General features: G+C 63.5%; 19 protein-coding genes. 8 read left to right on the top strand and 11 right to left on the bottom strand.

All coding sequences use genetic code 11. The features are described 5' to 3' along the window. Position 1: 1 nt before the first annotated feature. Complete coding sequence (locus DDE20_RS02860) at positions 2 to 1,297, bottom strand: adenylosuccinate synthase (protein WP_116556914.1); 1,296 nt, start codon at positions 1,295 to 1,297, stop codon at positions 2 to 4. 199 nt (positions 1,298 to 1,496) lie between these two features. On the opposite strand from DDE20_RS02860, the gene DDE20_RS02855 reads away from it, so the two are divergent. From DDE20_RS02855 to DDE20_RS02845, 3 genes are all read left to right on the top strand, one after another. After that, entirely contained in the window at positions 1,497 to 1,895 is a 399-nt protein-coding gene (locus DDE20_RS02855) for a DUF6524 family protein (RefSeq protein ID WP_116556913.1), read from the top strand. 279 nt (positions 1,896 to 2,174) lie between these two features. After that, positions 2,175 to 2,531 (top strand): preprotein translocase subunit SecG, encoded by a 357-nt coding sequence (secG, locus tag DDE20_RS02850; protein ID WP_116556912.1) that lies wholly within the window; start codon positions 2,175 to 2,177, stop codon positions 2,529 to 2,531. A 156-nt stretch (positions 2,532 to 2,687) separates the two neighbouring features. Next, complete coding sequence (locus tag DDE20_RS02845) at positions 2,688 to 4,334, top strand: CTP synthase (protein WP_116556911.1); 1,647 nt, start codon at positions 2,688 to 2,690, stop codon at positions 4,332 to 4,334. Between the two features lie 367 nt (positions 4,335 to 4,701). Here DDE20_RS02845 and DDE20_RS19315 read toward each other — a convergent pair whose 3' ends face one another. The 4 genes from DDE20_RS19315 to DDE20_RS02830 all read right to left on the bottom strand — a co-directional run bounded on the left by DDE20_RS19315 (position 4,702) and on the right by DDE20_RS02830 (position 8,589). Next, the gene (locus tag DDE20_RS19315; RefSeq protein ID WP_276308517.1) at positions 4,702 to 4,833 is read right to left on the bottom strand and encodes a hypothetical protein; all 132 of its coding nucleotides are present in this window, start codon (positions 4,831 to 4,833) and stop codon (positions 4,702 to 4,704) included. A gap of 534 nt (positions 4,834 to 5,367) precedes the next feature. Further along, positions 5,368 to 6,966: a peptide chain release factor 3 gene (locus DDE20_RS02840; RefSeq protein ID WP_205961604.1), complete on the bottom strand. Its 1,599-nt coding sequence runs from the start codon at positions 6,964 to 6,966 to the stop codon at positions 5,368 to 5,370. A 241-nt stretch (positions 6,967 to 7,207) separates the two neighbouring features. Next, positions 7,208 to 7,423 (bottom strand): hypothetical protein, encoded by a 216-nt coding sequence (locus DDE20_RS02835; RefSeq protein ID WP_116556910.1) that lies wholly within the window; start codon positions 7,421 to 7,423, stop codon positions 7,208 to 7,210. A 281-nt stretch (positions 7,424 to 7,704) separates the two neighbouring features. Next, the gene (locus DDE20_RS02830) at positions 7,705 to 8,589 is read right to left on the bottom strand and encodes a sensor domain-containing diguanylate cyclase (protein ID WP_116556909.1); all 885 of its coding nucleotides are present in this window, start codon (positions 8,587 to 8,589) and stop codon (positions 7,705 to 7,707) included. A gap of 309 nt (positions 8,590 to 8,898) precedes the next feature. On the opposite strand from DDE20_RS02830, the gene DDE20_RS02825 reads away from it, so the two are divergent. Beyond that, complete coding sequence (locus tag DDE20_RS02825) at positions 8,899 to 10,491, top strand: DEAD/DEAH box helicase (protein ID WP_116556908.1); 1,593 nt, start codon at positions 8,899 to 8,901, stop codon at positions 10,489 to 10,491. Between the two features lie 243 nt (positions 10,492 to 10,734). Here the strand turns inward: DDE20_RS02825 and DDE20_RS02820 are convergent, their stop codons facing one another. The 3 genes from DDE20_RS02820 to DDE20_RS02810 all read right to left on the bottom strand — a co-directional run bounded on the left by DDE20_RS02820 (position 10,735) and on the right by DDE20_RS02810 (position 13,526). Next, positions 10,735 to 12,105, bottom strand: a complete 1,371-nt coding sequence (locus tag DDE20_RS02820) for a glutamate--cysteine ligase (protein ID WP_116556907.1) — start codon at positions 12,103 to 12,105, stop codon at positions 10,735 to 10,737. 133 nt (positions 12,106 to 12,238) lie between these two features. Next, positions 12,239 to 12,754 (bottom strand): hypothetical protein, encoded by a 516-nt coding sequence (locus tag DDE20_RS02815; RefSeq protein WP_116556906.1) that lies wholly within the window; start codon positions 12,752 to 12,754, stop codon positions 12,239 to 12,241. 28 nt (positions 12,755 to 12,782) lie between these two features. Next, positions 12,783 to 13,526 carry a 16S rRNA (uracil(1498)-N(3))-methyltransferase gene (locus DDE20_RS02810; RefSeq protein WP_116556905.1) on the bottom strand — a complete coding sequence of 248 codons (744 nt, stop codon included), beginning with the start codon at positions 13,524 to 13,526 and terminating at the stop codon, positions 12,783 to 12,785. 12 nt (positions 13,527 to 13,538) lie between these two features. Between DDE20_RS02810 and ubiA the strand changes: the two genes are divergently transcribed. From ubiA to DDE20_RS19095, 4 genes are all read left to right on the top strand, one after another. Next, the gene (gene ubiA / locus DDE20_RS02805; protein WP_240607816.1) at positions 13,539 to 14,645 is read left to right on the top strand and encodes a 4-hydroxybenzoate octaprenyltransferase; all 1,107 of its coding nucleotides are present in this window, start codon (positions 13,539 to 13,541) and stop codon (positions 14,643 to 14,645) included. Between the two features lie 104 nt (positions 14,646 to 14,749). Beyond that, positions 14,750 to 16,765, top strand: a complete 2,016-nt coding sequence (locus tag DDE20_RS02800; RefSeq protein WP_116556903.1) for an OmpA family protein — start codon at positions 14,750 to 14,752, stop codon at positions 16,763 to 16,765. A 67-nt stretch (positions 16,766 to 16,832) separates the two neighbouring features. Beyond that, positions 16,833 to 17,162: a hypothetical protein gene (locus DDE20_RS02795; RefSeq protein ID WP_116556902.1), complete on the top strand. Its 330-nt coding sequence runs from the start codon at positions 16,833 to 16,835 to the stop codon at positions 17,160 to 17,162. 150 nt (positions 17,163 to 17,312) lie between these two features. Further along, positions 17,313 to 18,122, top strand: coding sequence for a hypothetical protein (locus DDE20_RS19095; RefSeq protein WP_205961603.1), 810 nt, complete (start codon positions 17,313 to 17,315; stop codon positions 18,120 to 18,122). A gap of 150 nt (positions 18,123 to 18,272) precedes the next feature. Here the strand turns inward: DDE20_RS19095 and DDE20_RS02785 are convergent, their stop codons facing one another. From DDE20_RS02785 to pgsA, 3 genes are read right to left on the bottom strand one after another with little or no spacing between them, the layout of a single operon-like run. Beyond that, positions 18,273 to 18,713: a molybdenum cofactor biosynthesis protein MoaE gene (locus DDE20_RS02785; RefSeq protein WP_116556901.1), complete on the bottom strand. Its 441-nt coding sequence runs from the start codon at positions 18,711 to 18,713 to the stop codon at positions 18,273 to 18,275. Between the two features lie 4 nt (positions 18,714 to 18,717). Next, entirely contained in the window at positions 18,718 to 18,969 is a 252-nt protein-coding gene (moaD, locus tag DDE20_RS02780; protein WP_116556900.1) for a molybdopterin converting factor subunit 1, read from the bottom strand. Continuing rightward, positions 18,966 to 19,634 (bottom strand): CDP-diacylglycerol--glycerol-3-phosphate 3-phosphatidyltransferase, encoded by a 669-nt coding sequence (gene pgsA / locus DDE20_RS02775; protein WP_116556899.1) that lies wholly within the window; start codon positions 19,632 to 19,634, stop codon positions 18,966 to 18,968. The genes moaD and pgsA overlap by 4 nt, the downstream gene beginning before the upstream one ends. Between the last annotated feature and the right edge of the window lie 63 nt (positions 19,635 to 19,697).

Here is a 19,697-nt window from a genome sequence, read left to right as displayed (position 1 = left end):
CTTAATCCTCGAAGGGATCGGTGACGAGGATGGTGTCGTCACGCTCGGGGCTGGTCGAGAGCATCGCCACGGGGCATTGAATCAATTCCTCGATCCGGCGCACATATTTCACCGCATTGGCCGGCAGTTCGTTCCACGAGCGCGCGCCTTCGGTCGATTCCGACCAGCCGGGCATTTCCTCATAGATCGGCGTGCAGCGCGCCTGAAGATCGGCGGCAATCGGCAGATAGTCGAGACGCTCGCCGTCCAGCTCATAGCCGGTGCAGATTTTCAGCGTCTCGAAACCGTCGAGCACATCAAGTTTGGTCAAGGAGATGCCGTTGACCCCCGAGGTGGCGCAGGTCTGGCGCACCAGCACCGCGTCGAACCAGCCGCAGCGGCGCTGGCGACCGGTGACGGTGCCGAATTCGCGGCCACGCTCGCCCAGACGCTGGCCATCGGCGTCAGCCAGTTCGGTCGGGAAGGGGCCTTCGCCGACGCGGGTGGTATAGGCTTTGACGATGCCAAGCACGAAATCAATCGCCCCGGGGCCAACACCGACACCGGTGGCGGCCTGACCGGCGATCACATTCGAGGAGGTCACGAAAGGATAGGTGCCAAAGTCGATATCCAGCAAAGCGCCCTGCGCGCCTTCAAACAGGATACGCTTACCGGCGCGGCGCTTTTCGTTCATCACCTTCCACACCGGACCGGCGTATTCGAGGATCTGCGGCGCGATCTCCAAAAGCGCGGCGACCAGCGCGTCGCGGTCCACGGGGGCAATGCCGAGCCCCTTGCGCAAGGGGTCATGGTGCTGCAGCGCGCGGTCAACGCGGGCTTCGAGCGTGGCCTTATCGGCGAGATCGGCGACGCGAATGGCGCGGCGGCCGACTTTATCTTCATAGCAGGGGCCAATGCCGCGACCGGTGGTGCCGATCTTGGTGCCCTTGCTGGCGGCTTCTTCACGGGCGCGGTCCAACTCACCGTGGATCGGCAGGATCAGCGGCGTGTTCTCGGCGATCATCAGCGTCTCGGGGGTGATGGTGACACCCTGCTGGCGGATGGCGGTGATTTCTTTGATCAAATGCCAAGGATCAAGCACGACACCATTGCCGATCACCGACAATTTGCCGCCGCGCACCACGCCCGAGGGCAGCGCGTTCAGTTTGAACACCTCGCCGTCGATGACCAGCGTATGGCCCGCGTTATGACCGCCCTGAAACCGCGCGATGACATCCGCGCGCTCCGAGAGCCAGTCGACAATCTTGCCCTTGCCTTCGTCGCCCCATTGAGCGCCCACGACAACCACATTGGCCATATTGCTAGATCCTGCATTGGTTCAAACCATGCGCTCTATAGCGGTCTCTGCGCGGCTGTGAAACTCCTCTTTTGGCTGCAGTTTGACGCAGGGGCCGGTGAAAGGAGGCTGCAAAGGCGGAAAGAGGCGCGCGATTGTGTGCTGGACAGGCGGGGTCTGGCTTGGTTTGAAGGGATATAGAGTTGGTAAGGAGTGCCCGATGTCCTTTGTGATCCGCTGGCTGATCGCCTTTGTCCTTTTGGCCGCCACTTGGAACCCGAGTGAATGGAACTACAGCCGCTGGGCGCTGGAGAACTACGAAAGCCAGATGCCGCTGACACTTCTGGGCGGATTGGTGCTCTTGGTGGTCTATATCATCTATCTGCGCGCGACCTTGCGTTCGATCGGGCCGATTGGCATGGCGCTGGTGATCGCGGTGTTTGCGGCGCTGATCTGGGTGCTGGTCGATTGGGGCTGGCTGGAGAGCGGCAATTCCGAGGTCAACCAATGGCTGGGGATATTGCTGGCGTCTTTGGTGCTGGGGATCGGGCTGTCGTGGTCGATCTTGCGGCGGCGAATCAGCGGGCAGGTGGATATTGACGATGTCGATGAGGGCTAAGCGGGGCATTTAGGGCGGCGCGGCTTGGCGTTTGAGGGTGCGCCTGCTGGATTCGCTTGCCACGCGGGGGCTTGGACCTGAGCCGGGGGCAGGTGCGCGCACCCGCTGCATGCGGCCAAGTTTAGCGCCGCATAAACCCGTGTTTGCGGGGGAAAACCGCGCCTGCGGGCTGATCGCGGGCAAAACGAGCGTAAATCGCGGGCAAATCCCCTGACCCAAGGGCTTGCACCCCTGAACGCCACCGCATAGATAGTCCCGAACCGTTTCAAAGGCCGTCCCATGCAGAATGTTGTCCTCGTTATTCACCTTCTATTGGCGCTCTCGCTGATTGGCGTGGTGCTGTTGCAGCGCTCCGAGGGTGGCGGCTTGGGCATTGGTGGCGGTATGGGCCCGCAGGCAGGGCGTCCGCCGCTGACCGGATTGGCCAAATTGACCTGGGGTTTTGCGATTGCGTTCATCTGCACCTCGATTGCCCTGACGGTGATCGGCGCCTCGATGAGCTCGGAATCCTCGGTTCTCGACCGGCTGGGCACTGCGCCCGCCACCTCGGACACGGCGACGCCCAGCGTGCCGCTGCCCGATGTGCAGCTGCCGCCCGCTGGCGACAGCCCGCTGCTGCCACCGCGGCAGGACTGATTTAACATTGAAAAGTCGGGGTCCGATATTTGACGATATTGGCCCCGTGAACGCAGAGCATGTTGCGTCCGTATTGCGGAACCTGCGGGATTGAGCTATAGCTCGCATCCCGTGAACCGCTGTATGTGACAGCGACAAACACGGGGGTTTTCCGGCATGGCGCGCTACGTATTTATCACCGGCGGGGTGGTCTCGAGCTTGGGCAAGGGGCTGGCTTCGGCGGCGCTGGGCGCATTGTTGCAGGCCCGCGGCTTTACCGTGCGGCTGCGCAAGCTGGACCCCTATCTGAACGTCGATCCCGGCACGATGTCGCCGTTTGAACATGGCGAGGTGTTTGTCACCGATGACGGCGCCGAGACTGACCTTGATCTGGGCCATTACGAGCGTTTCACCGGCGTGCCGGCACGGAAAACGGATTCGATTTCCTCGGGGCGGATCTATACCAATGTGTTGGAAAAAGAGCGGCGCGGCGATTATCTGGGCAAAACGATTCAGGTGATCCCGCATGTCACCAATGAAATCAAGGACTTCCTGCGCACCGGCGAAGACGAGGTCGATTTCATGCTCTGCGAGATCGGCGGCACCGTTGGCGATATCGAGGCGCTGCCCTTCTTTGAAGCGATCCGCCAGTTCATCCAGGAGCAGCCGCGCGGGGAATGCATCCTGATGCATCTGACGCTGCTGCCCTATCTGACCGCCTCGGGTGAATTAAAGACCAAGCCGACGCAGCATTCGGTCAAGGAATTGCAATCCATCGGTCTGGCGCCGGATGTTCTGGTCTGCCGCTCGGAGCAGCAGATCCCCGAGAAGGAACGCGAGAAAATCGCGCTGTTTTGCAATGTGCGCCGCGATGCCGTCATTCCCGCCTATGACCTCAAGACGATCTACGGCGCGCCTCTGGCCTATCATCAGGCGGGGCTGGATCAGGCGGTGCTCGATGCTTTCGGGATCAACCCCGCGCCGCGGCCCAATCTGACCCGCTGGGAGGATGTGATGGACCGTCTGACCCACGCCAATGAGGGCGAGGTGCGGATTGCGATCATCGGCAAATACACCCAGCTTGAGGACGCCTATAAGTCCATCGCCGAGGCGCTGACCCATGGCGGCATGGCGAATCGGGTGAAGGTCAAGATCGAGTGGCTGGACTCCGAGGTGTTCGAGACCGAGGATCCCTCGCCGATGCTGGAAGGGCTGCATGCGATCCTCGTGCCCGGCGGCTTTGGCGAACGCGGCACCGAGGGTAAGATCCGCGCCGCACAATGGGCACGCGAAAAGAAAATCCCCTATCTGGGGATTTGTCTGGGCATGCAGATGGCGGTGATCGAGGCGGCGCGCAATCTGGCCGGGATCGCCGATGCGGGCTCCGAGGAATTCGACCATGAAGCGGGCGGCAGGCGGTTTACGCCGATTGTCTATCACCTCAAGGAATGGGTGCAGGGCAACCATCTGGTCGAGCGCAAGGTTGGCGACGACAAGGGTGGTACCATGCGTCTGGGCGCCTATGACGCGGTGCTGAGCGAGGGCTCGAAGGTCGCCGAGGTCTACGGCACCACCCGCATTGAAGAGCGCCACCGCCACCGCTATGAGGTCGATCTGACTTACCGCGAAGCGCTGGAGGAAAAGGGGCTGTTATTCTCGGGGATGTCACCCGATGGCAAGCTGCCCGAGATCGTCGAGCATCAGGGCCACCCGTGGTTCATCGGCGTGCAGTTCCACCCCGAGCTGAAATCCAAACCCTTCGCCCCGCATCCTTTGTTCGCCAGCTTTGTGAAGGCGGCGGTTGAGGTGAGTAGGTTGGTTTGAAACGGGTTTTCCCGCGATTTTAATGGCTTAGCGCTTGATGACGGCGATGGGTGCGAGGGACGCGCCCGAGCCTGGGTGGGCGCGTGCAGCGTTGCCACAATGCGTTGTGCTCAAAAGCAGTGATGTCGCATGAGCGACGACCACCATCGCCGATGCGCCCTCCCGGGGGGGAGGATCGGGCGCGGCCCGGCGTGTCCGCCGGGCGAGGGGGTTGGTTGGGGTAAGGGGGCTTTGCCCCCTCGGCCTGCGGCCTCACCCCCAGGATATTTTTGGACAGATGAGGGGGCGGCGCGGGTTGTGGGGCGGTTGGGTGATAGGCGCGGATGGGCGATGGCTTAGGGTGCGCGTTGTGGGCGCACCCTAGGGGTCATTTGACCTTTTTGCCGCCGATGGTGGTCTCCTTACCGGCGTTGAAATTCGCCGTGGCCAGCACCTTGGGCGCCGCCTTATTCGGCTTTTTGGCTTCTTTATTGCTGCGCTTACTGTCGCCTTTACCCATTGTCGTCTCCATTGCTGAACCTCCGCTGGGCGGGTGCCCATCGGTCCGTTGCTCGGTTGTTCGGTTGCTGGGGGAAAGTCAGGGGAGCCGGGCGTGTCGCGCTCGGGCGATGGCTTTCGACAAGCAGCAGGGGTTTTGGCCGGAGTGTCTCCGGTGCGATGCCTGCCGGATAGAGTTGCGGCGAAATCCGGTGCTTTGCAAGGGGAATGATGCGCTTGGTGCAAGCGGGTATAGGGACGCGCCAGAGCCCGGGTGGGCGCGACTGACTTTCCCGCGAGGCGCCGCACTCAAAAGCAGGCATGACATTTCCTATGCACCCGACATCGCCAGTGCGCCCTCCCGGGGGGAGGGTCGCGCGCGGCCCGGCGGTAGAGCCGGGCGAAGGGGGTATGTCATGAGATTTGGTCGGTGCAGCGGCCTGCGGGTCGAGTGATGCCGTCCCAGCCACCGCTGTTAAGGTGCGCGCGAAACACACACCCTACGGGGTGGAAATCCGGGCGCGATGTAGGGTGTGTGCTGGGCACGCACCGTGCCTCAGACCATCATTTCCTTGGTCGCGGTCAGCGTGACACCGTCGTTGTCACGCTCGATCCGGTCGATGTCCCATTGCAGGCGGGTGAGGAACACCAGATCGCCGTCGTGGTCGGTGGCGATATGCTGTTTGTTGGTGTTAACCACCTTGTCCACCGCGGTTTTATCGCCCGCCAACCAGCGTGCCGAGGTGAACTGCGAGGGCTCGAAGCGCACCGGCAGCCCGTATTCCTGCTCGATTCGCGAGGCCAGAACCTCGAATTGCAGCGCGCCGACCACGCCGACGATGAACCCCGAGCCAATGGCCGGTTTGAACACTTTCGCGGCGCCCTCTTCGGCGAATTGCATCAGCGCTTTTTCCAGATGTTTTGACTTCAGCGGGTCATTGGCGCGGCAGGTCTGCAGAAGTTCCGGCGCGAAGGAGGGGATGCCGGAGAAGCGGATCGCCTCGCCTTCGGTCAGCGTGTCGCCGATGCGCAATTGCCCGTGGTTGGGAATGCCGATGATATCGCCGGCCCAGGCCTCTTCGGTCAATTCGCGGTCCGAGGCGAGAAACAGCACCGGATTGCTCACCGACATCGGCTTGCCAGCGCGCACATGCAGCAATTTCATCCCGCGTTTGAAATGTCCCGAGGCAAGGCGCAAAAACGCCACCCGGTCGCGGTGCTTGGGGTCCATATTGGCCTGCACTTTGAACACGAAGCCGGTGACTTTTTTCTCGGCTGGATCAATCTGGCGGGCGTCGGTCTTGAGCGGCTGCGGCTGCGGGCCGTAATCGGCCATCCCGCGCATCAATTCCTGCACCCCGAAAGAGTTGATCGCCGAGCCGAACCAGATCGGCGAGAGCGTGCCCTCGGAGATCGCCTGCTGGTCAAATTTGGGCAGCAATTCGCGGGCCATCTCGATATCTTCGCGCAGCTTCTCAAGCATCGCGGCGGGGATATGATCGGCGAGTTTCGGATCATCGAGCCCGTTCAGCCGGACGCTTTCGCCGACGATATTGCGGTCGGCGCGGCTCATCAATTCGAGCCGGTCGTGGATCATGTCGTAACAGCCCAGAAAGTCGCGCCCATGACCGATGGGCCAGGAGGCAGGGGTCACGTCAATGGCGAGGTTTTCCTGAATTTCGTCAATGATATCAAATGTATCGCGGGCTTCGCGGTCCATTTTGTTACAGAATGTCAGGATCGGCAGGTCGCGCATCCGGCAGACTTCGAACAGCTTTTGGGTCTGGCTTTCCACACCTTTGGCGCCGTCAATCACCATGATTGCGGCGTCAACCGCGGTCAGCGTGCGGTAGGTGTCTTCTGAGAAATCCGAGTGGCCGGGCGTGTCCACCAGATTGAAGCGGTAGCTGTCGAAATCGAACGACATCGCCGAGGCGGAAACCGAAATCCCGCGGTCCTTCTCCATCTGCATGAAGTCCGAGCGCGTGCGCCGCGCCTCGCCCTTGGCGCGCACCTGTCCGGCCATCTGGATCGCCCCGCCAAACAGCAGGAACTTCTCGGTGAGCGTGGTTTTACCCGCGTCCGGATGCGCGATGATCGCGAAGGTCCGGCGGCGGGCGATTTCGGGCGGAAGGGTGGGGCGATTGTCCAGCATTTTGCGCCTCTAGCCCAGATGCGGCGCCCTGTCCACTGCGGCGTGGGGTTGCCGGCGGGTCTGGCGGCGGTTTGGGGCAAAAAAGAACCGGCACCCGAGGATGCCGGTTTATAGTCTGGGAGGGATGGTGAAAAACCGGAACTTGCTACGCAACAGGGACAGGAACGTGGGGAAAAGGATTTTGGGGAAATAATTTGATCAAAAGGGCTTGCGGGGTGAATTTCTGGTTAGTGGATCACGGTCAATAGGTGGCGAGGACGAGCTGCGCCCGGGCGCCATCTTGCTGCGCCATCAGCGTGGCGGGGCGGGCAGGCGGCGGGGCCATCATGCGCAGGGAAATCACACAGACCGACTGCGGATCGCTGCAACTGGCGACGGCGGGCATCGTCGCCGAGGCCATCGAGCCGTTGAGCAGGAACATGGCGGTCGCAGCGAGGGCAAGGGCGGTCCGGGGCATTGCAGTGTCCTTTCGTTGCTTGGCTGGATGGCGTCGCTTGGCAGGGGGGCGGGCGAAACATGGGGCTTATCAGGCAGCGTGTTGGCGTTATGTAGATAAGACGCGCGAACCCGCTGTTTGGTTCAATTCTTTTTGCAAGAAAAGTTGAAGAGAGTTGTTAAGGTATTGAAAAGTAGCCGTTAAATACGTGAAGTTTTCTGATGCCCGGCAGGCAAAACGCCGCCCGGATGGGGCGGCGTCATGGTCGAATGGGGTTTGGTGCGGGGGCTGCCCGGTCGCGGTTAGTTGACCATTGCCACGCGCGGGGAGGCGGCGGCCTCGGTGTTGACGCGGTCGCGGCCATTGTCTTTGGCGGCGTAAAGCTGGGCGTCGGCGCGCTCGGACCAGTCGTCGGCGTCGAGCACCGCATTGGTCGCCTCGGCGACACCAAAGCTGGCGGTGATCTTGATTTGCGGATGGCCGGGGATACTGGCGCGGGCGATGGCTTTGCGCACCCGCTCGGCGATCACCGTGGCGGCAGCGGCATCGGCATTGGCGATCAATATGGCGAATTCCTCGCCACCGACGCGGCCAAAGCTGTCCTCGACGCGCAACTCGCGCTGCACGGTGCGGGCGACGGTTTTCAGCACCGCGTCGCCGGCGGCGTGGCCCCAGGTGTCATTAACCATCTTGAAGTGATCGAGATCGAAGAGCACCAGCGTTGCCTTGGTCTGCGAGCGGCTGCGCGCGGCAAAGCTCTTGCGCAGCGTGTCGAGAAAGGCGCGGCGGGTCATCGTGCCGGTCAGCACATCGCGGCTGGCCTCGGCCCAAAGCTCCATCTGGTCGACGACCAGCTTGGCGAAGCCTTCGAGCAATTCGCAGTCCCGGTCGCTGAATTTCCGCTCTTCGGTGTCAAGCGCGCGCAGGGAGCCGACGACTTCGTTGTTGTTAATCAAGGGAATTTCCAGAAACGAGCGGTAGACCCCGTTTTCCGCATTGGCCGGCGCGCCGTGCAGCGCGACCGAGACGGCGGGAACATTGAGGACGGTTTTGATCAGCTGCGCGACGGCGTCGAATTGGGCCGGAGCGGGCAGAGCGTTGTGAACAGGGGTGTGCAACATATACGGAGCCTCGGCCGCGCTGGCGGCGTCAAAGTCATGGGCATTGATGGTTACGCGGGCGTTCATGGTTAACAGTCCTTCGCGGAGTTCGCTCGATATAGGCTTGTATGCGGCCCGATTGCGTCGGGTATTTGAACGAGATGAGGCGAAAGAATGGTTAATTAAGGATTAACCAAGGCGCGGGGGTCGATTTCGACACATTTCCGCCGTAATCCGACTGAATTTGCACGCTTTCATTGACCCTGCAGCGCAATTGCGTTAGGGCGCCCCATCGGCTCTGGACTCTTGGTTCGGGCCAATTCGAAAGATGACGGGGCGCGAAGATTGTCGTCCCATGGTGGAATTGCGGCCCGATGCCGCAACATACGGACGCACATGACAAAATTTTCAGACCTCTCACTGGACCCCAAGGTCCTTAAGGCCGTCGAAGAAGCCGGCTATGAAACCCCGACACCGATCCAGCAGCAGGCGATTCCCGAAGCCCTGACCGGACGCGATGTTTTGGGGATTGCCCAGACCGGCACCGGCAAGACCGCCTCGTTCACCCTGCCCTTGATCACGCGTCTGGCGCGTGGACGGGCCCGCGCCCGGATGCCGCGCAGCCTTGTGCTGGCCCCGACCCGCGAATTGGCCGCGCAGGTGGCGGAGAATTTCGACACCTATGCGAAATATACCAAGCTGACCAAAGCGCTGCTGATCGGCGGCGTGTCTTTTGGCGAGCAAGACAAGCTGATCGACCGCGGTGTCGATGTGCTGATCGCCACGCCGGGCCGTCTGCTGGACCATTTCGAGCGCGGCAAGCTGTTGTTAACCGGCGTCGAAGTGATGATCGTCGATGAGGCCGACCGGATGCTGGACATGGGGTTCATCCCCGATATCGAACGGATTTTCCAACTGACGCCCTTCACCCGCCAGACGCTGTTTTTCAGCGCCACGATGGCGCCCGAGATCGAGCGGATCACCAATATGTTCCTCTCGAATCCGGTGCGTGTGGAAGTGGCGCGGCAGGCGACGACGGCCGAGACCATCACCCAGGCGCTCTATGAGGTGAAGCCGAGCCGCAAGGACCGTGTGTTCAGCGAGAAGCGTGCGGTGTTGCGCAAGCTGATCGAGGATGAGGGCGAGGCCTGCACCAATGCGATCATCTTCTGCAACCGCAAGATTGACGTGGATACGGTGGCGAAGTCGCTGAAAAAGCACAAGTTTGATGCCTCGCCGATCCACGGTGATCTGGATCAATCGGTGCGCACGCGGACGCTGGACGGGTTCCGCGATGGTTCGGTGCGCTTGCTGGTGGCCTCGGATGTGGCGGCGCGGGGGCTGGATATTCCGGCGGTGAGCCATGTGTTCAACTTTGATGTGCCGAGCCATGCCGAGGATTATGTGCACCGGATTGGCCGCACCGGACGTGCCGGGCGGTTGGGCAAGGCGTTCACCATTTCGACGCCCTCGGACGAGAAATATATCGCCGCGATCGAGCATCTGTTGCAGCGTGAATTGCCGCGCGGGGATCTGGCGGCGATCGGGATGGCGTCTGCGGCTGCTGCTGATGGGGCTGATTCGGCTGCGGCGGCTGATGCGGGTGCCGGGGAAACCACGGGCAAGCGGGTGCGGGTGCGCAAGCCGCGCTCGGATGACGGCAAGCCGCGCCGTGGTCGCAAGAAAGAGGCCGAGGTCGAAGCTGCGGCTCCGGTGGCTGAGGTTGAGGCAGAGGCTGTGGCTGAGGCGCCGAAGGGCGAGGGGCGCGCTAATGAGGGGCGCCAGAATGATGGGCGTTCGAATGATAGCCGTAAATCCGAGGGCCGCAGGTCGGAGCGCCGCGAGAAGCGGGACGATAAGCCGGAGCAAGCGCGCGATGACAAGCAGCGCGGGCGGGGCCGTGGCCGTGGCCGCGACGAGCCGGTGGTGGGGATGGGCGATCATGTGCCCGAGTTCCTGCGCCGCGAATTCCGCGCCAAGGCAGGTTAAGGAAAGGGCGCCCTCGGGCGCCTTTTTTAATGGGTGAGAGCGCAGCGCCAGACCGCGGGGTGGCGACCTAAGGGCGGAACGGGGCGCTTTATGGTGCGGACCACATCCAACGGATGAACGGCGCGCATACATCACCAAATCGCCAGCCCGGGGGGCGGTCTGGCGATGCGCGGCGGCTTCGCCTTGAGTCCGCGCAGGCAGTTGGAGACGGAAGCAAAAGGGCGCCCGCAGGCGCCCGTTTTCTCAATAGCTGTATTCGTCGTAGACCCGCGAGATATCGCCGTTCCAATCGCCGTGGTAATGCTCGAGCAATTCATCAGCCGGGGTTTGGCCGGTCTCGATACTGTCGCGCAGGGCGTTGAGGAAATGGGTCTCGTCAGGCACCAAACCGCCCGAGCCGGGGCGGGCGCGGGCGCGCAGACCGGCGTCGGCGATGTTGAGCACCTCATTGGCCAGCTCGCGCATATAGATGCCGTTGGTGCGGGCGGCGAGACCGTCGACGCTGGCGGCGACGCGCATCTCGTCGCGGGTTTCCAGATCCCAATCCTTGGCCAGATCCCAAGCGGCATCAAGCGCGCTTTGATCATAGAGCAGACCAACCCAGAGGCCGGGCAGGGCACAAAGACGGCGCCATTGGCCGCCATCGGCGCCACGCATCTCGATGAACTGTTTCAGCCGCGCTTCGGGGAAAATCGTGGTCAGATGATCGGCCCAATCGCTGAGCGTGGGGATTTCACCGGGCAGGGCGGGGAGTTTGCCCTGCAAGAAATCGCGGAACGACTGGCCCAAAGCGTCGATATATTTGCCGTCGCGGTAGACGAAATACATCGGCACATCGAGCGCGTAATCGACATATTGCTCAAACCCGAAGCCCTGATCAAAGACAAACGGCAGGGTGCCGGTGCGCGCCGGATCAAGGTCGCGCCAGACGCGTGAGCGCCAGGATTTATGGCCGTTAACCTTATTCTCGAAGAAGGGCGAATTGGCAAACAGCGCGGTGGCGACGGGCTGCAGCGCCAGTGCCACGCGCAGTTTTTTCACCATATCCGCCTCGGAGCCGAAATCGAGGTTCACCTGCACCGTGCAGGTGCGGCGCATCATCTGCCGCCCGTGGGTGCCGACCTTTTGCATATAGCCGTCCATCAGCTTGTAGCGGCCTTTGGGCATCAAGGGCATGTCGTCATGCGACCAGATCGGCGCTGCACCCAGCCCGATAAACCCGACGCCGACCTCATCGGCGATGGATTTCACCTCGCGCAGATGTTCGTTCACCTCGTCGCAGGTCTGGTGGATGGTCTCCAGAGGTGCGCCGGAGAGTTCTAGCTGCCCGCCCGGCTCAAGGCTGACATTGGCGCCGTCGCGGGTCAGGCCGATCAGCTTGCCGGCCTCGAGCACCGGATCCCAGTTGTAGCGGTCGCGCAGACCCTCCAGCACCGCCAGAATCGAACGCTCGCCCTCATAGGGCAGCGGGACTTGGGTGTCCTTGCAATAGCCGAATTTCTCGTGCTCGGTGCCGATCCGCCAGTCCTCGACGGGTTTCGAGCCGATCGACAGATATTCAACCAGTTGATCGCGATTCTCGATCGGGCCGCCGCCGGATTGGGGAATAGACATGGGGTGAGGCTCCGATCGTTTATCTAGGTCAATGTCACAGGTGTCGTTCTGCTGCGGTCAAGTCAAGAGGCAGCGGTCAACTCAACAGGTCGGGGTCAACTCAACAGGTTGGGGTCAACTCAACAGGTTGGGGTCAACTCAACAGGTTGGGGGTTCCGCGACGCCAGATGATCCGCGCGCGCGGCGTGTCCTCTTGGGCGACTACCCGCAAGAGATGCTCCATATCAAGGCCGGGCAGGCGGGCAAAGACGTCAAACAGCGCCTCGGCGCCCTTGGCGGCGCGGGGGATGACGAGGATCTCGCCGCCCTCGGCCTCGATCAGCCAATAGCCGCCATCGGCGCTCAGGCTCAACGCGCAGATCGCGTCAATCGCGCAATAGCCGCCGCCGCGCGGGCCGTAAAAGCGGATTTCGCCCTCGATGATCTGCACCACGCCCGGACCTTGGCCGCGGGCGGTGAAACGGGCGCGTTGGACCGCGCTCCATAGAAGCGCCGCGCCGAGGGCGGCGATGGCCCAGCCGATCCATTGCAACACGCCAAAACTGCGCCAGCCCCAATAGAGGCCGAGGGTGACGACGCCGAGCGCAAGCAGGGTTTCCGACCAGCGGCGCAGATGGGCGCGGGCTTCGGGGCGGATGAAATCTAGCATCGGGCACCTGTGGGTTGAGCGCCTTGCCTCATTGCCAATCCCCGTGCTGCGCTTGCCAGAGGGTGAGCGCGGAGACCGCGGCGGTATCGGCGCGCAGGATGCGCGGGCCGAGGCTGAGACGGCGCACGAATGGGAGGGCGGCGATTTGGGCGCGTTCGGCGTCGGAAAACCCGCCTTCGGGGCCGATGAGCACTGCGGCGGGGGCGGGAGCGGGCTCGATGGCGGGGCGTCCGGCGAGGCTTTCGTCGGCCCACCAGAGCGCGCGGTCTTGCGGCCATGTGGCGAGGAGTTTGGCGAGCGGGGTCAGATCGGCAACTTCGGGCACATAGGTGCCGCCCGATTGCTCGGCGGCTTCCACGGCATGGGCCTGCAGGCGGTCGCGACGGATGCGTTCGGCGTTGGTGAAACGGGTTTGCACCGGCAGGATGCGCGCGGCGCCGAGTTCAACGGCTTTCTCGACGATGAAATCGGTGCGGGTTTTCTTGATCGGCGCGAAGAGCAGCCAGAGGTCGGGGGGCATCATCTGCGGCGCGGTCTGTGCCGCACAGGTCAGGGTGCCGCCGCGTTTGCCCAATTGGGTGATCTCGGCGCTCCATTCGCCGTTCACCCCGTCAAACAGCGCCACCATGTCACCCGCGCCCAGCCGCATGACATTGCCCAGATAATGCGCCTGCGATTGCGACACGGCAATTGGTTGCCCTTGGGCAAGCGCCTGTTCTACATAGAGGCGCACCTTGGGGCGGCTTGGACCTTGAGGAGATTTTGTTGGCATGGATGCGACTTTATGACCGGGACGAAGCAAACACCAGATGCCGAAAGCGGCGCGGAGGCGCAAGCGTCTGTCGGGGCGTCTATGGGCGAAGAGGGCGAAGGCTCGAGTTTGCAGGCAGAGACCGGCGCGGATCAGGCGCAGGTCGAGGGTCAGGCCGACGCGGCGCAAGCTGAGGCGGATACCGCGATTGCCGACCGGGTCGAGGGCAGTTGGGTCGATACCAAAGCCCCCGATGACATGAAGCCCTATCTGCGGCTGTCGCGGATTGACCGACCGATTGGCACCTGGCTGTTGTTGCTGCCCTGCTGGTGGGGGGCGCTCTTGGGGGCGCTGGCGACGCCGGGGTCGAGCGGTTTGACCACGATCTGGATCATGCTGGTCTGCGGTGCGGGCGCGGTGTTGATGCGCGGCGCGGGCTGCACATGGAATGACATTTCCGACCGCGATATCGACGGCAAGGTCGAGCGCACCCGCAACCGCCCGCTGGTGGCGGGGCAGGTGACGGTGCGCGAGGCGCTGATCTGGATGGGGTTCCAGATGTTTGCCTCCTTCCTGTTGTTGCTAACCCTGAACGGCGCGGCGATTGCCTTGGGCTTTCTGGCGCTGGTGCCGGTGGCGATTTACCCGTTTGCCAAGCGGTTCACATGGTGGCCGCAGGTGTTTTTAGGGCTGGCGTTCAACTGGGGCGCCTTGCTGGCCTGGACCGCGCAGACCGGCAGTCTGGGGATGCCGGCGGTGATCCTTTATATTGCGGGGATCTGCTGGACGCTGTTTTACGACACGATCTATGCGCATCAGGACGCCGAGGATGACGCGCTGATCGGGGTGAAATCCACCGCGCGGCTGTTTGGCGAGAACACCGAGTATTGGCTGCGCGGGTTTCTGGTGGCCTCGGTGGTGCTGATGTCGCTGGCGATCATCTATGCGCTGACGCCGCTGGCAGATCCGCTGAAACTCTCGCTGAGCCTTGCCGGAGCCTGGGCTTTTGGCGCGCATCTCAACTGGCAGTTGGGCTTGCTGAAAATCGACAATAGCGCGGTCTGCCTGCGGCTGTTTCGCTCGAACCGTGATGCCGGTCTGATCGTTGTGCTGATTTTCGCCGCTGCGCTTCTGGTGTGATTGCATCGCGCGGCGCATGGGTCTAGGTCAAAGGCTGATCGCGCCGCGCCTGAGACCGCGCGAGACTGTGAAACCGCCTTGGATGGGCCCCGCTTGGATGGGCAATGACTAACAAACCCTTGATCGCTTCTATCGCCGCCTTTGTGCTGGCCGTCGCCCTTGCGTTGATTGTCGCGCTGTTGCTGGCGGCGGGGCTGGAGCGGCGCTCGGCACAGGCGCTGGCGCAGGCTTTTGACGCGGCGGACCTGCCATGGGTCGAGGTCGAGGTCGACGGGCTGCAAGCGGCGCTCAGCGGCACCGCGCCGACCGAATCGGACCGTATCCGCGCGCTGCGGGTGGCGGGCACGGTGGTCGATGCGGCGCGGGTCTCGGACAGTATCGAGGTGCCGGTCAGCAATGCGGTGGTGACGCCGGTGTTCCGCATCGAGATGATGCGCGACCGCAGCGATATCTCGGTGATCGGGCTGGTGCCGGGCGCAGAAGGCGAAATGCCGATTGTCGAGGAACTTCAAGCCGCTGTGCCGGATTCCGAGATCGCCGACATGCTGCAATCCGCCGATCACGCGGTGCCTGCGGGCTGGGAGCGGGCGGTGGATTTCGCGGTTAACGGGCTGGCGTTATTTGACATTGGCCGGATCTCGGTGAGCGCCGGACGGATCGAGGTCGAGGCGTTGGTCGAGAGCGCCGAGGCGGGCGAGCGGCTGGCAACACGGCTGCGCGGCATGGCGCCGCGCGGGCAGGTGCTGACGCTGGATCTGACGCCGCCGCGCCCGGTCGCGACGCCGTTTCTGTTGCGCGTGGATCTGTCGGGCGGGCGCTGGCAGTTGCGCGCCTGTTCCGCCGATACCGAAGAGGCGCAGGCGCAGATCCGCAATGCGCTGCAGGCGGCGGGGATGACCCGCGCGGCCACCTGTCCTTTGGCGCTGGGCACGCCTTCGCCGCGCTGGGGCGAGGCGGTGGCGGCAACGATTGCCGCGCTGGCCAACTTGGGTGAGGGCAATCTGACGATCTCGGATGGCGATGTGGCGCTGATCGTGCCGCATTCGGTGGCCGCGAACCTGTTTGACCGCGCCGTGGGCCGGTTGGAAACCGCGCTGCCCGATGCCTTTGTGTTAAGCGCGCGGCGGCTGGACCCGCCGGCCGAGGATAGCACCCGCGATGACGGGCGCGCCGAGGTCACGCTGGTGCTGGAGGAAGACGGGCAGATCGCGCTGGCCGGACGCTTGCCGAACACCCGTATCCGCGAGGCGGTGCGGTCATTCGCGCAGGCACGTTTCGGGGCGCAATCGGTGGATATGGCGATCCGCGTCGCCGAGGACCTGCCGCAGGGCTGGTCGGTGCGGGTATTAACCGCGATCGAGGCGGTGGCGGAATTGCACCATGGGTCGGCTCTGGTGTTGGCCGACCGGATCGAGGTCAGCGGCGTCTCGGGCAATCCCGATGTCGAGACACAGGTCACGCAGGTGATTGTCGAGGGGCTGGGCGCGGACACTGAATTTACCATTAACGTCGAATATAGCGAGGCGCTTGATCCGGTGGCGCAGGCGCCGACGCCGGAGAATTGCGAGGCGCGGGTGCAGGCGATCCTGAGCGAGTCGAAAATCACCTTTGATCCGGGCTCGATCAGCATCAACGCCGCCTCGGGGCGGGTGCTGGATGCGATTGCTGAGGAGTTGCGCGAATGCGGCGAACTGCCCTTTGAAGTTGCCGGCCATACCGACAGTCAGGGCCGCGCGCAGACCAACCAGCGGCTGAGCCAGTCGCGCGCCGAGGCGGTGGTCAATGCGCTGATGACGCGGCGGGTGCTGGTGGCCTCGTTCGTGGCGCGGGGCTATGGCGCGGAATTCCCGATTGCCGACAATGGCACCGCCGCGGGCCGTGAGGAAAACCGGCGCATTGAATTTACCCTGATCCGCCCCGAGGCCGAGCCCGAGCCGCTGGATCCGGCGCTGGAGGCGGAACTGGAGTTCGAGGTCTCGGAAGCCGGTGACGACACCACGCGCCCGCGCCCCCGCCCCGAGGGGCTGGAGGTGCCGGAAGAGGCGGAGACTGGCGAGGCGGGGGCCGACGAGGCGGCGGAGGCCGAAACGTCAGGTGATGACGCTGCCGAAAGTGAATGATAGACCTGCCGCGACTGGCGCTGCGCCAGAGCGAGATATTAACTATGTTTGAGCCCGGAGCGCCCGCATGAACCGCACAGAATTCGTCGTTGTCACCGTGATCGTGCTGACTGCGGCCTTTGCGCTGGGCTGGTTCGTCAACTGGCTGGTGCACCGGTTTACCCGCGTCACCCAGGCCGATCTGGGCGAGTTGGAGCGGATGGCGCAGGCGCTGCATGAGGCCGAGGAAACCCGCGATCAGGCGATTGCCTATATCCACCAGCGCGAGGAAGAGGTCACCCGCGAGACCGCGCAATTGCAGGCGGAACTGGCGGCGGCGATGGACGGGCTGCGCGATGCGCGGCATGAGAACCAGATCCTCAGCAGCGAGATTGACGGGCTGCGCGCGCAGGGCTGAGCGGCGTTCGGCGGTGGTGTTTAGCGGCGGTGTTTGGTTGCGGGGGCGCTGACGAAGCGCTGGCGCGATAACACAACGCCGCGAGCAGGTCTTGCCCTTGACCGGGCGCAGGGGCACTCTGCGTCAAACCACCAGCATTAGGGATTTCCGATGACACTTCGGGCTTTTGTGCGGGCCTGTGCCTCGCCTGCAGTGATCGCGCTTTGCGCCAGTTTGGCCGCCGCTATGGCGCTGCCGGTCGCGGCGGATAGCCATGGCGGGCCGGCGGAAAATGCGCCGGGTGAGGGGCGACCGTCACCGGCGCCCGCTCCGGCACCCGCCGAGGGCCGACCCGCTCCGGCACCTGCACCCGCTCCAGCACCGGCACCCGCAATATCCGCTGAGGCCGTAGCAGCGCCTGTGGCGGCGGCGGGCGACAGTCTTGCGGCGCGGGCGGCGCGGATCGAGTCCCTGCTGGCCGAGGGCCGTGCGGACGAGGCGATTGCGGCGGCGCGGGGCTTTATGAACAGCGTCACCGCGCAGACCGGTTTCGGCGTGACCAACGCGCAGTTGATCACCGGACCGGCGACCGGTTTCGGCGTCTATGAGCCGCGGCGCAGCAATCTCTATATGCCCGGCGAATCGGTCTATGCCTATGTCGAGGTTTACGGGTTTAGCCTGAGTTCCCAGCCCGAGGGGATCAACCGGCTGCAATTCGACGTCGCGTTTACGCTGGATTCGCTGGACGGGCAGCAGATGACCGAGGCGATGATCCCGATGGGCGGCATTCAACTGGACAGCTATAGCCGCCCGATCGACGGATTTTTCCACCTGACCTACCGTGTCAGCGGCGCGCGCGGGGCGTTTAATCTGCGCACCACGGTGACCGACCGCGAAAGCGGCGAGACCGCGCAATTCGTGCTGCCGGTGGAGTTCGGCAGCTATGAAGAGCGGCGGCGACGGGCGGGGAAAACGCCGTAACGGCGGGCGGAATGGGGTGGCGTCGGGCCTGAATCTGCAACGAAAACTGTGCTTATGGCGGTAGCGTGAGGCTGTAGCCCTGCCGTTGATGCGAAGGGTGTGCCTGCGGATCAACGGTGAGTGCGGCGGAAGTCCGGCGGCTGAGCGCGTTTACCAGCGGGTGAGCGCGGCTTCATCCTCGTCTTTTGCGGCGACCCAATCGGCGCCATCGGCGCTATGCTCTTTCTTCCAGAAGGGCGCGCGGGATTTGAGGTAATCCATCAGGAATTCGGCGGCGGCAAAAGCGTCGGCGCGGTGGCGCGCGGCGGTGGCGACCATCATGATCATATCATTCGGCACCAGCGGCCCGAAACGGTGGATGATCAGCGCGTCGCTGAGCGGCCAGCGGTTGCGCGCCTCGGCCTCGATCCCGGCCAATGCGCGTTCGGTCATGCCGGGATAATGCTCGATATCCATGCCGCGCAGCGTGCCGTCATTGTCGCGCACGATGCCGCAGAAGGTGACCACGGCGCCCGCGCCCTCGGTGCCGGCAGCAAAAGCACTGCATTCGGCCCCGTAGTCAAACGGCGCCTCCTGAACCCTGATTGCCATCGCGTCAGCCTCCGGTCATCGGCGGAAAGAATGCCACCTCGCGGACCCCCGCCAGCGGCGCGTCGAATTCGGAAAGCTCCTGATCCAGCGCCACGCGGATGGAGCCCAGATCCGAGAAGGCCAGCGCATAGCGCTCTTCACGGGTGCGCAGTTCCGCGACAAGATCGGCGACGGTTGCGGCCTCGGTGGTGATGGTGTCGCGTGGCTCGCCGATACGTTCGCGAAGCCATGCGAAATATAGAACGGTCAGTGTCATTCGCGTGCCTCCTTGAGATAAGGTAGGCTCTTTTTCAGATAATCCCAGCCGGTGATCGCGGTGAGCAGCGCGGCGATCCAGATCAGCGCGAGGCCCAAGAGCCAAACCGCCTCTCCGCTGTTGTTGGACAGCCATAACATGTTGAATTCGGCGTCAAATCCGGTGTTGGTCATCTCATGGATCACCTCACGGTTGCGCATCAGGGCCTGCTCGCGGACGTATTCCAGCCCGAGGGCGGCAAACAGCACCGAGATCGCGGTCATCTGCGCGGTGGTCTTCCATTTCGCCAGTTTGGTGACCGCCAGCAGTTTCGAGGTGTTGCCGAGGTATTCGCGCAGGCCCGAGACAAACACCTCGCGGAACAGGATCACCGTCGCGGGCAGGATCAGCCACGGGTCCATGCCGGAATAGCCGGTGATCACCAATAGCGCGATCACCACCATCGCCTTATCGGCAATCGGGTCGAGCATCGCGCCGATGCGGCTTTCCTGTCGCCAGAGCCGCGCCAGATAGCCGTCAAAGAAATCGGTGATCGCCGCGCTTAGAAACAGGATCAGCGCCAGCCAATCCGCCCAAGGACGGGCGAAATAGAGGAACATCACAGCAATGCCGGGGGCTGCTATGAGGCGCAAAATGGTGAGTGTGTTGGGTATCGTGGCGCGCATATCGCCTTGTAGCGGCAAAGAGGTGTCGGGGGGAAGGGGAGATTATCGCCGCGCTCGCCTCTG

It is taken from the genome of Pararhodobacter oceanensis (assembly GCF_003076755.1).
Taxonomy (GTDB): Bacteria; Pseudomonadota; Alphaproteobacteria; order Rhodobacterales; family Rhodobacteraceae; genus Pararhodobacter; species Pararhodobacter oceanensis.
Note: the sequence above shows the minus strand (reverse complement) of the source record. Positions and strands in the feature narration are given on the sequence as shown.

Excerpts from the sequence above, each read along its gene's own strand:
- DDE20_RS02860 (WP_116556914.1), bottom strand. The coding sequence starts at position 1,297 with ATGGCCAATGTGGTTGTCGTGGGCGCTCAATGGGGCGACGAAGGCAAG.
- DDE20_RS02855 (WP_116556913.1), top strand. The coding sequence starts at position 1,497 with ATGTCCTTTGTGATCCGCTGGCTGATCGCCTTTGTCCTTTTGGCCGCC.
- secG (WP_116556912.1), top strand. The coding sequence starts at position 2,175 with ATGCAGAATGTTGTCCTCGTTATTCACCTTCTATTGGCGCTCTCGCTG.
- DDE20_RS02845 (WP_116556911.1), top strand. The coding sequence starts at position 2,688 with ATGGCGCGCTACGTATTTATCACCGGCGGGGTGGTCTCGAGCTTGGGC.
- DDE20_RS19315 (WP_276308517.1), bottom strand. The coding sequence starts at position 4,833 with ATGGGTAAAGGCGACAGTAAGCGCAGCAATAAAGAAGCCAAAAAGCCG.
- DDE20_RS02840 (WP_205961604.1), bottom strand. The coding sequence starts at position 6,966 with ATGCTGGACAATCGCCCCACCCTTCCGCCCGAAATCGCCCGCCGCCGG.
- DDE20_RS02835 (WP_116556910.1), bottom strand. The coding sequence starts at position 7,423 with ATGCCCCGGACCGCCCTTGCCCTCGCTGCGACCGCCATGTTCCTGCTC.
- DDE20_RS02830 (WP_116556909.1), bottom strand. The coding sequence starts at position 8,589 with ATGAACGCCCGCGTAACCATCAATGCCCATGACTTTGACGCCGCCAGC.
- DDE20_RS02825 (WP_116556908.1), top strand. The coding sequence starts at position 8,899 with ATGACAAAATTTTCAGACCTCTCACTGGACCCCAAGGTCCTTAAGGCC.
- DDE20_RS02820 (WP_116556907.1), bottom strand. The coding sequence starts at position 12,105 with ATGTCTATTCCCCAATCCGGCGGCGGCCCGATCGAGAATCGCGATCAA.
- DDE20_RS02815 (WP_116556906.1), bottom strand. The coding sequence starts at position 12,754 with ATGCTAGATTTCATCCGCCCCGAAGCCCGCGCCCATCTGCGCCGCTGG.
- DDE20_RS02810 (WP_116556905.1), bottom strand. The coding sequence starts at position 13,526 with ATGCCAACAAAATCTCCTCAAGGTCCAAGCCGCCCCAAGGTGCGCCTC.
- ubiA (WP_240607816.1), top strand. The coding sequence starts at position 13,539 with ATGACCGGGACGAAGCAAACACCAGATGCCGAAAGCGGCGCGGAGGCG.
- DDE20_RS02800 (WP_116556903.1), top strand. The coding sequence starts at position 14,750 with ATGACTAACAAACCCTTGATCGCTTCTATCGCCGCCTTTGTGCTGGCC.
- DDE20_RS02795 (WP_116556902.1), top strand. The coding sequence starts at position 16,833 with ATGAACCGCACAGAATTCGTCGTTGTCACCGTGATCGTGCTGACTGCG.
- DDE20_RS19095 (WP_205961603.1), top strand. The coding sequence starts at position 17,313 with ATGACACTTCGGGCTTTTGTGCGGGCCTGTGCCTCGCCTGCAGTGATC.
- DDE20_RS02785 (WP_116556901.1), bottom strand. The coding sequence starts at position 18,713 with ATGGCAATCAGGGTTCAGGAGGCGCCGTTTGACTACGGGGCCGAATGC.
- moaD (WP_116556900.1), bottom strand. The coding sequence starts at position 18,969 with ATGACACTGACCGTTCTATATTTCGCATGGCTTCGCGAACGTATCGGC.
- pgsA (WP_116556899.1), bottom strand. The coding sequence starts at position 19,634 with ATGCGCGCCACGATACCCAACACACTCACCATTTTGCGCCTCATAGCA.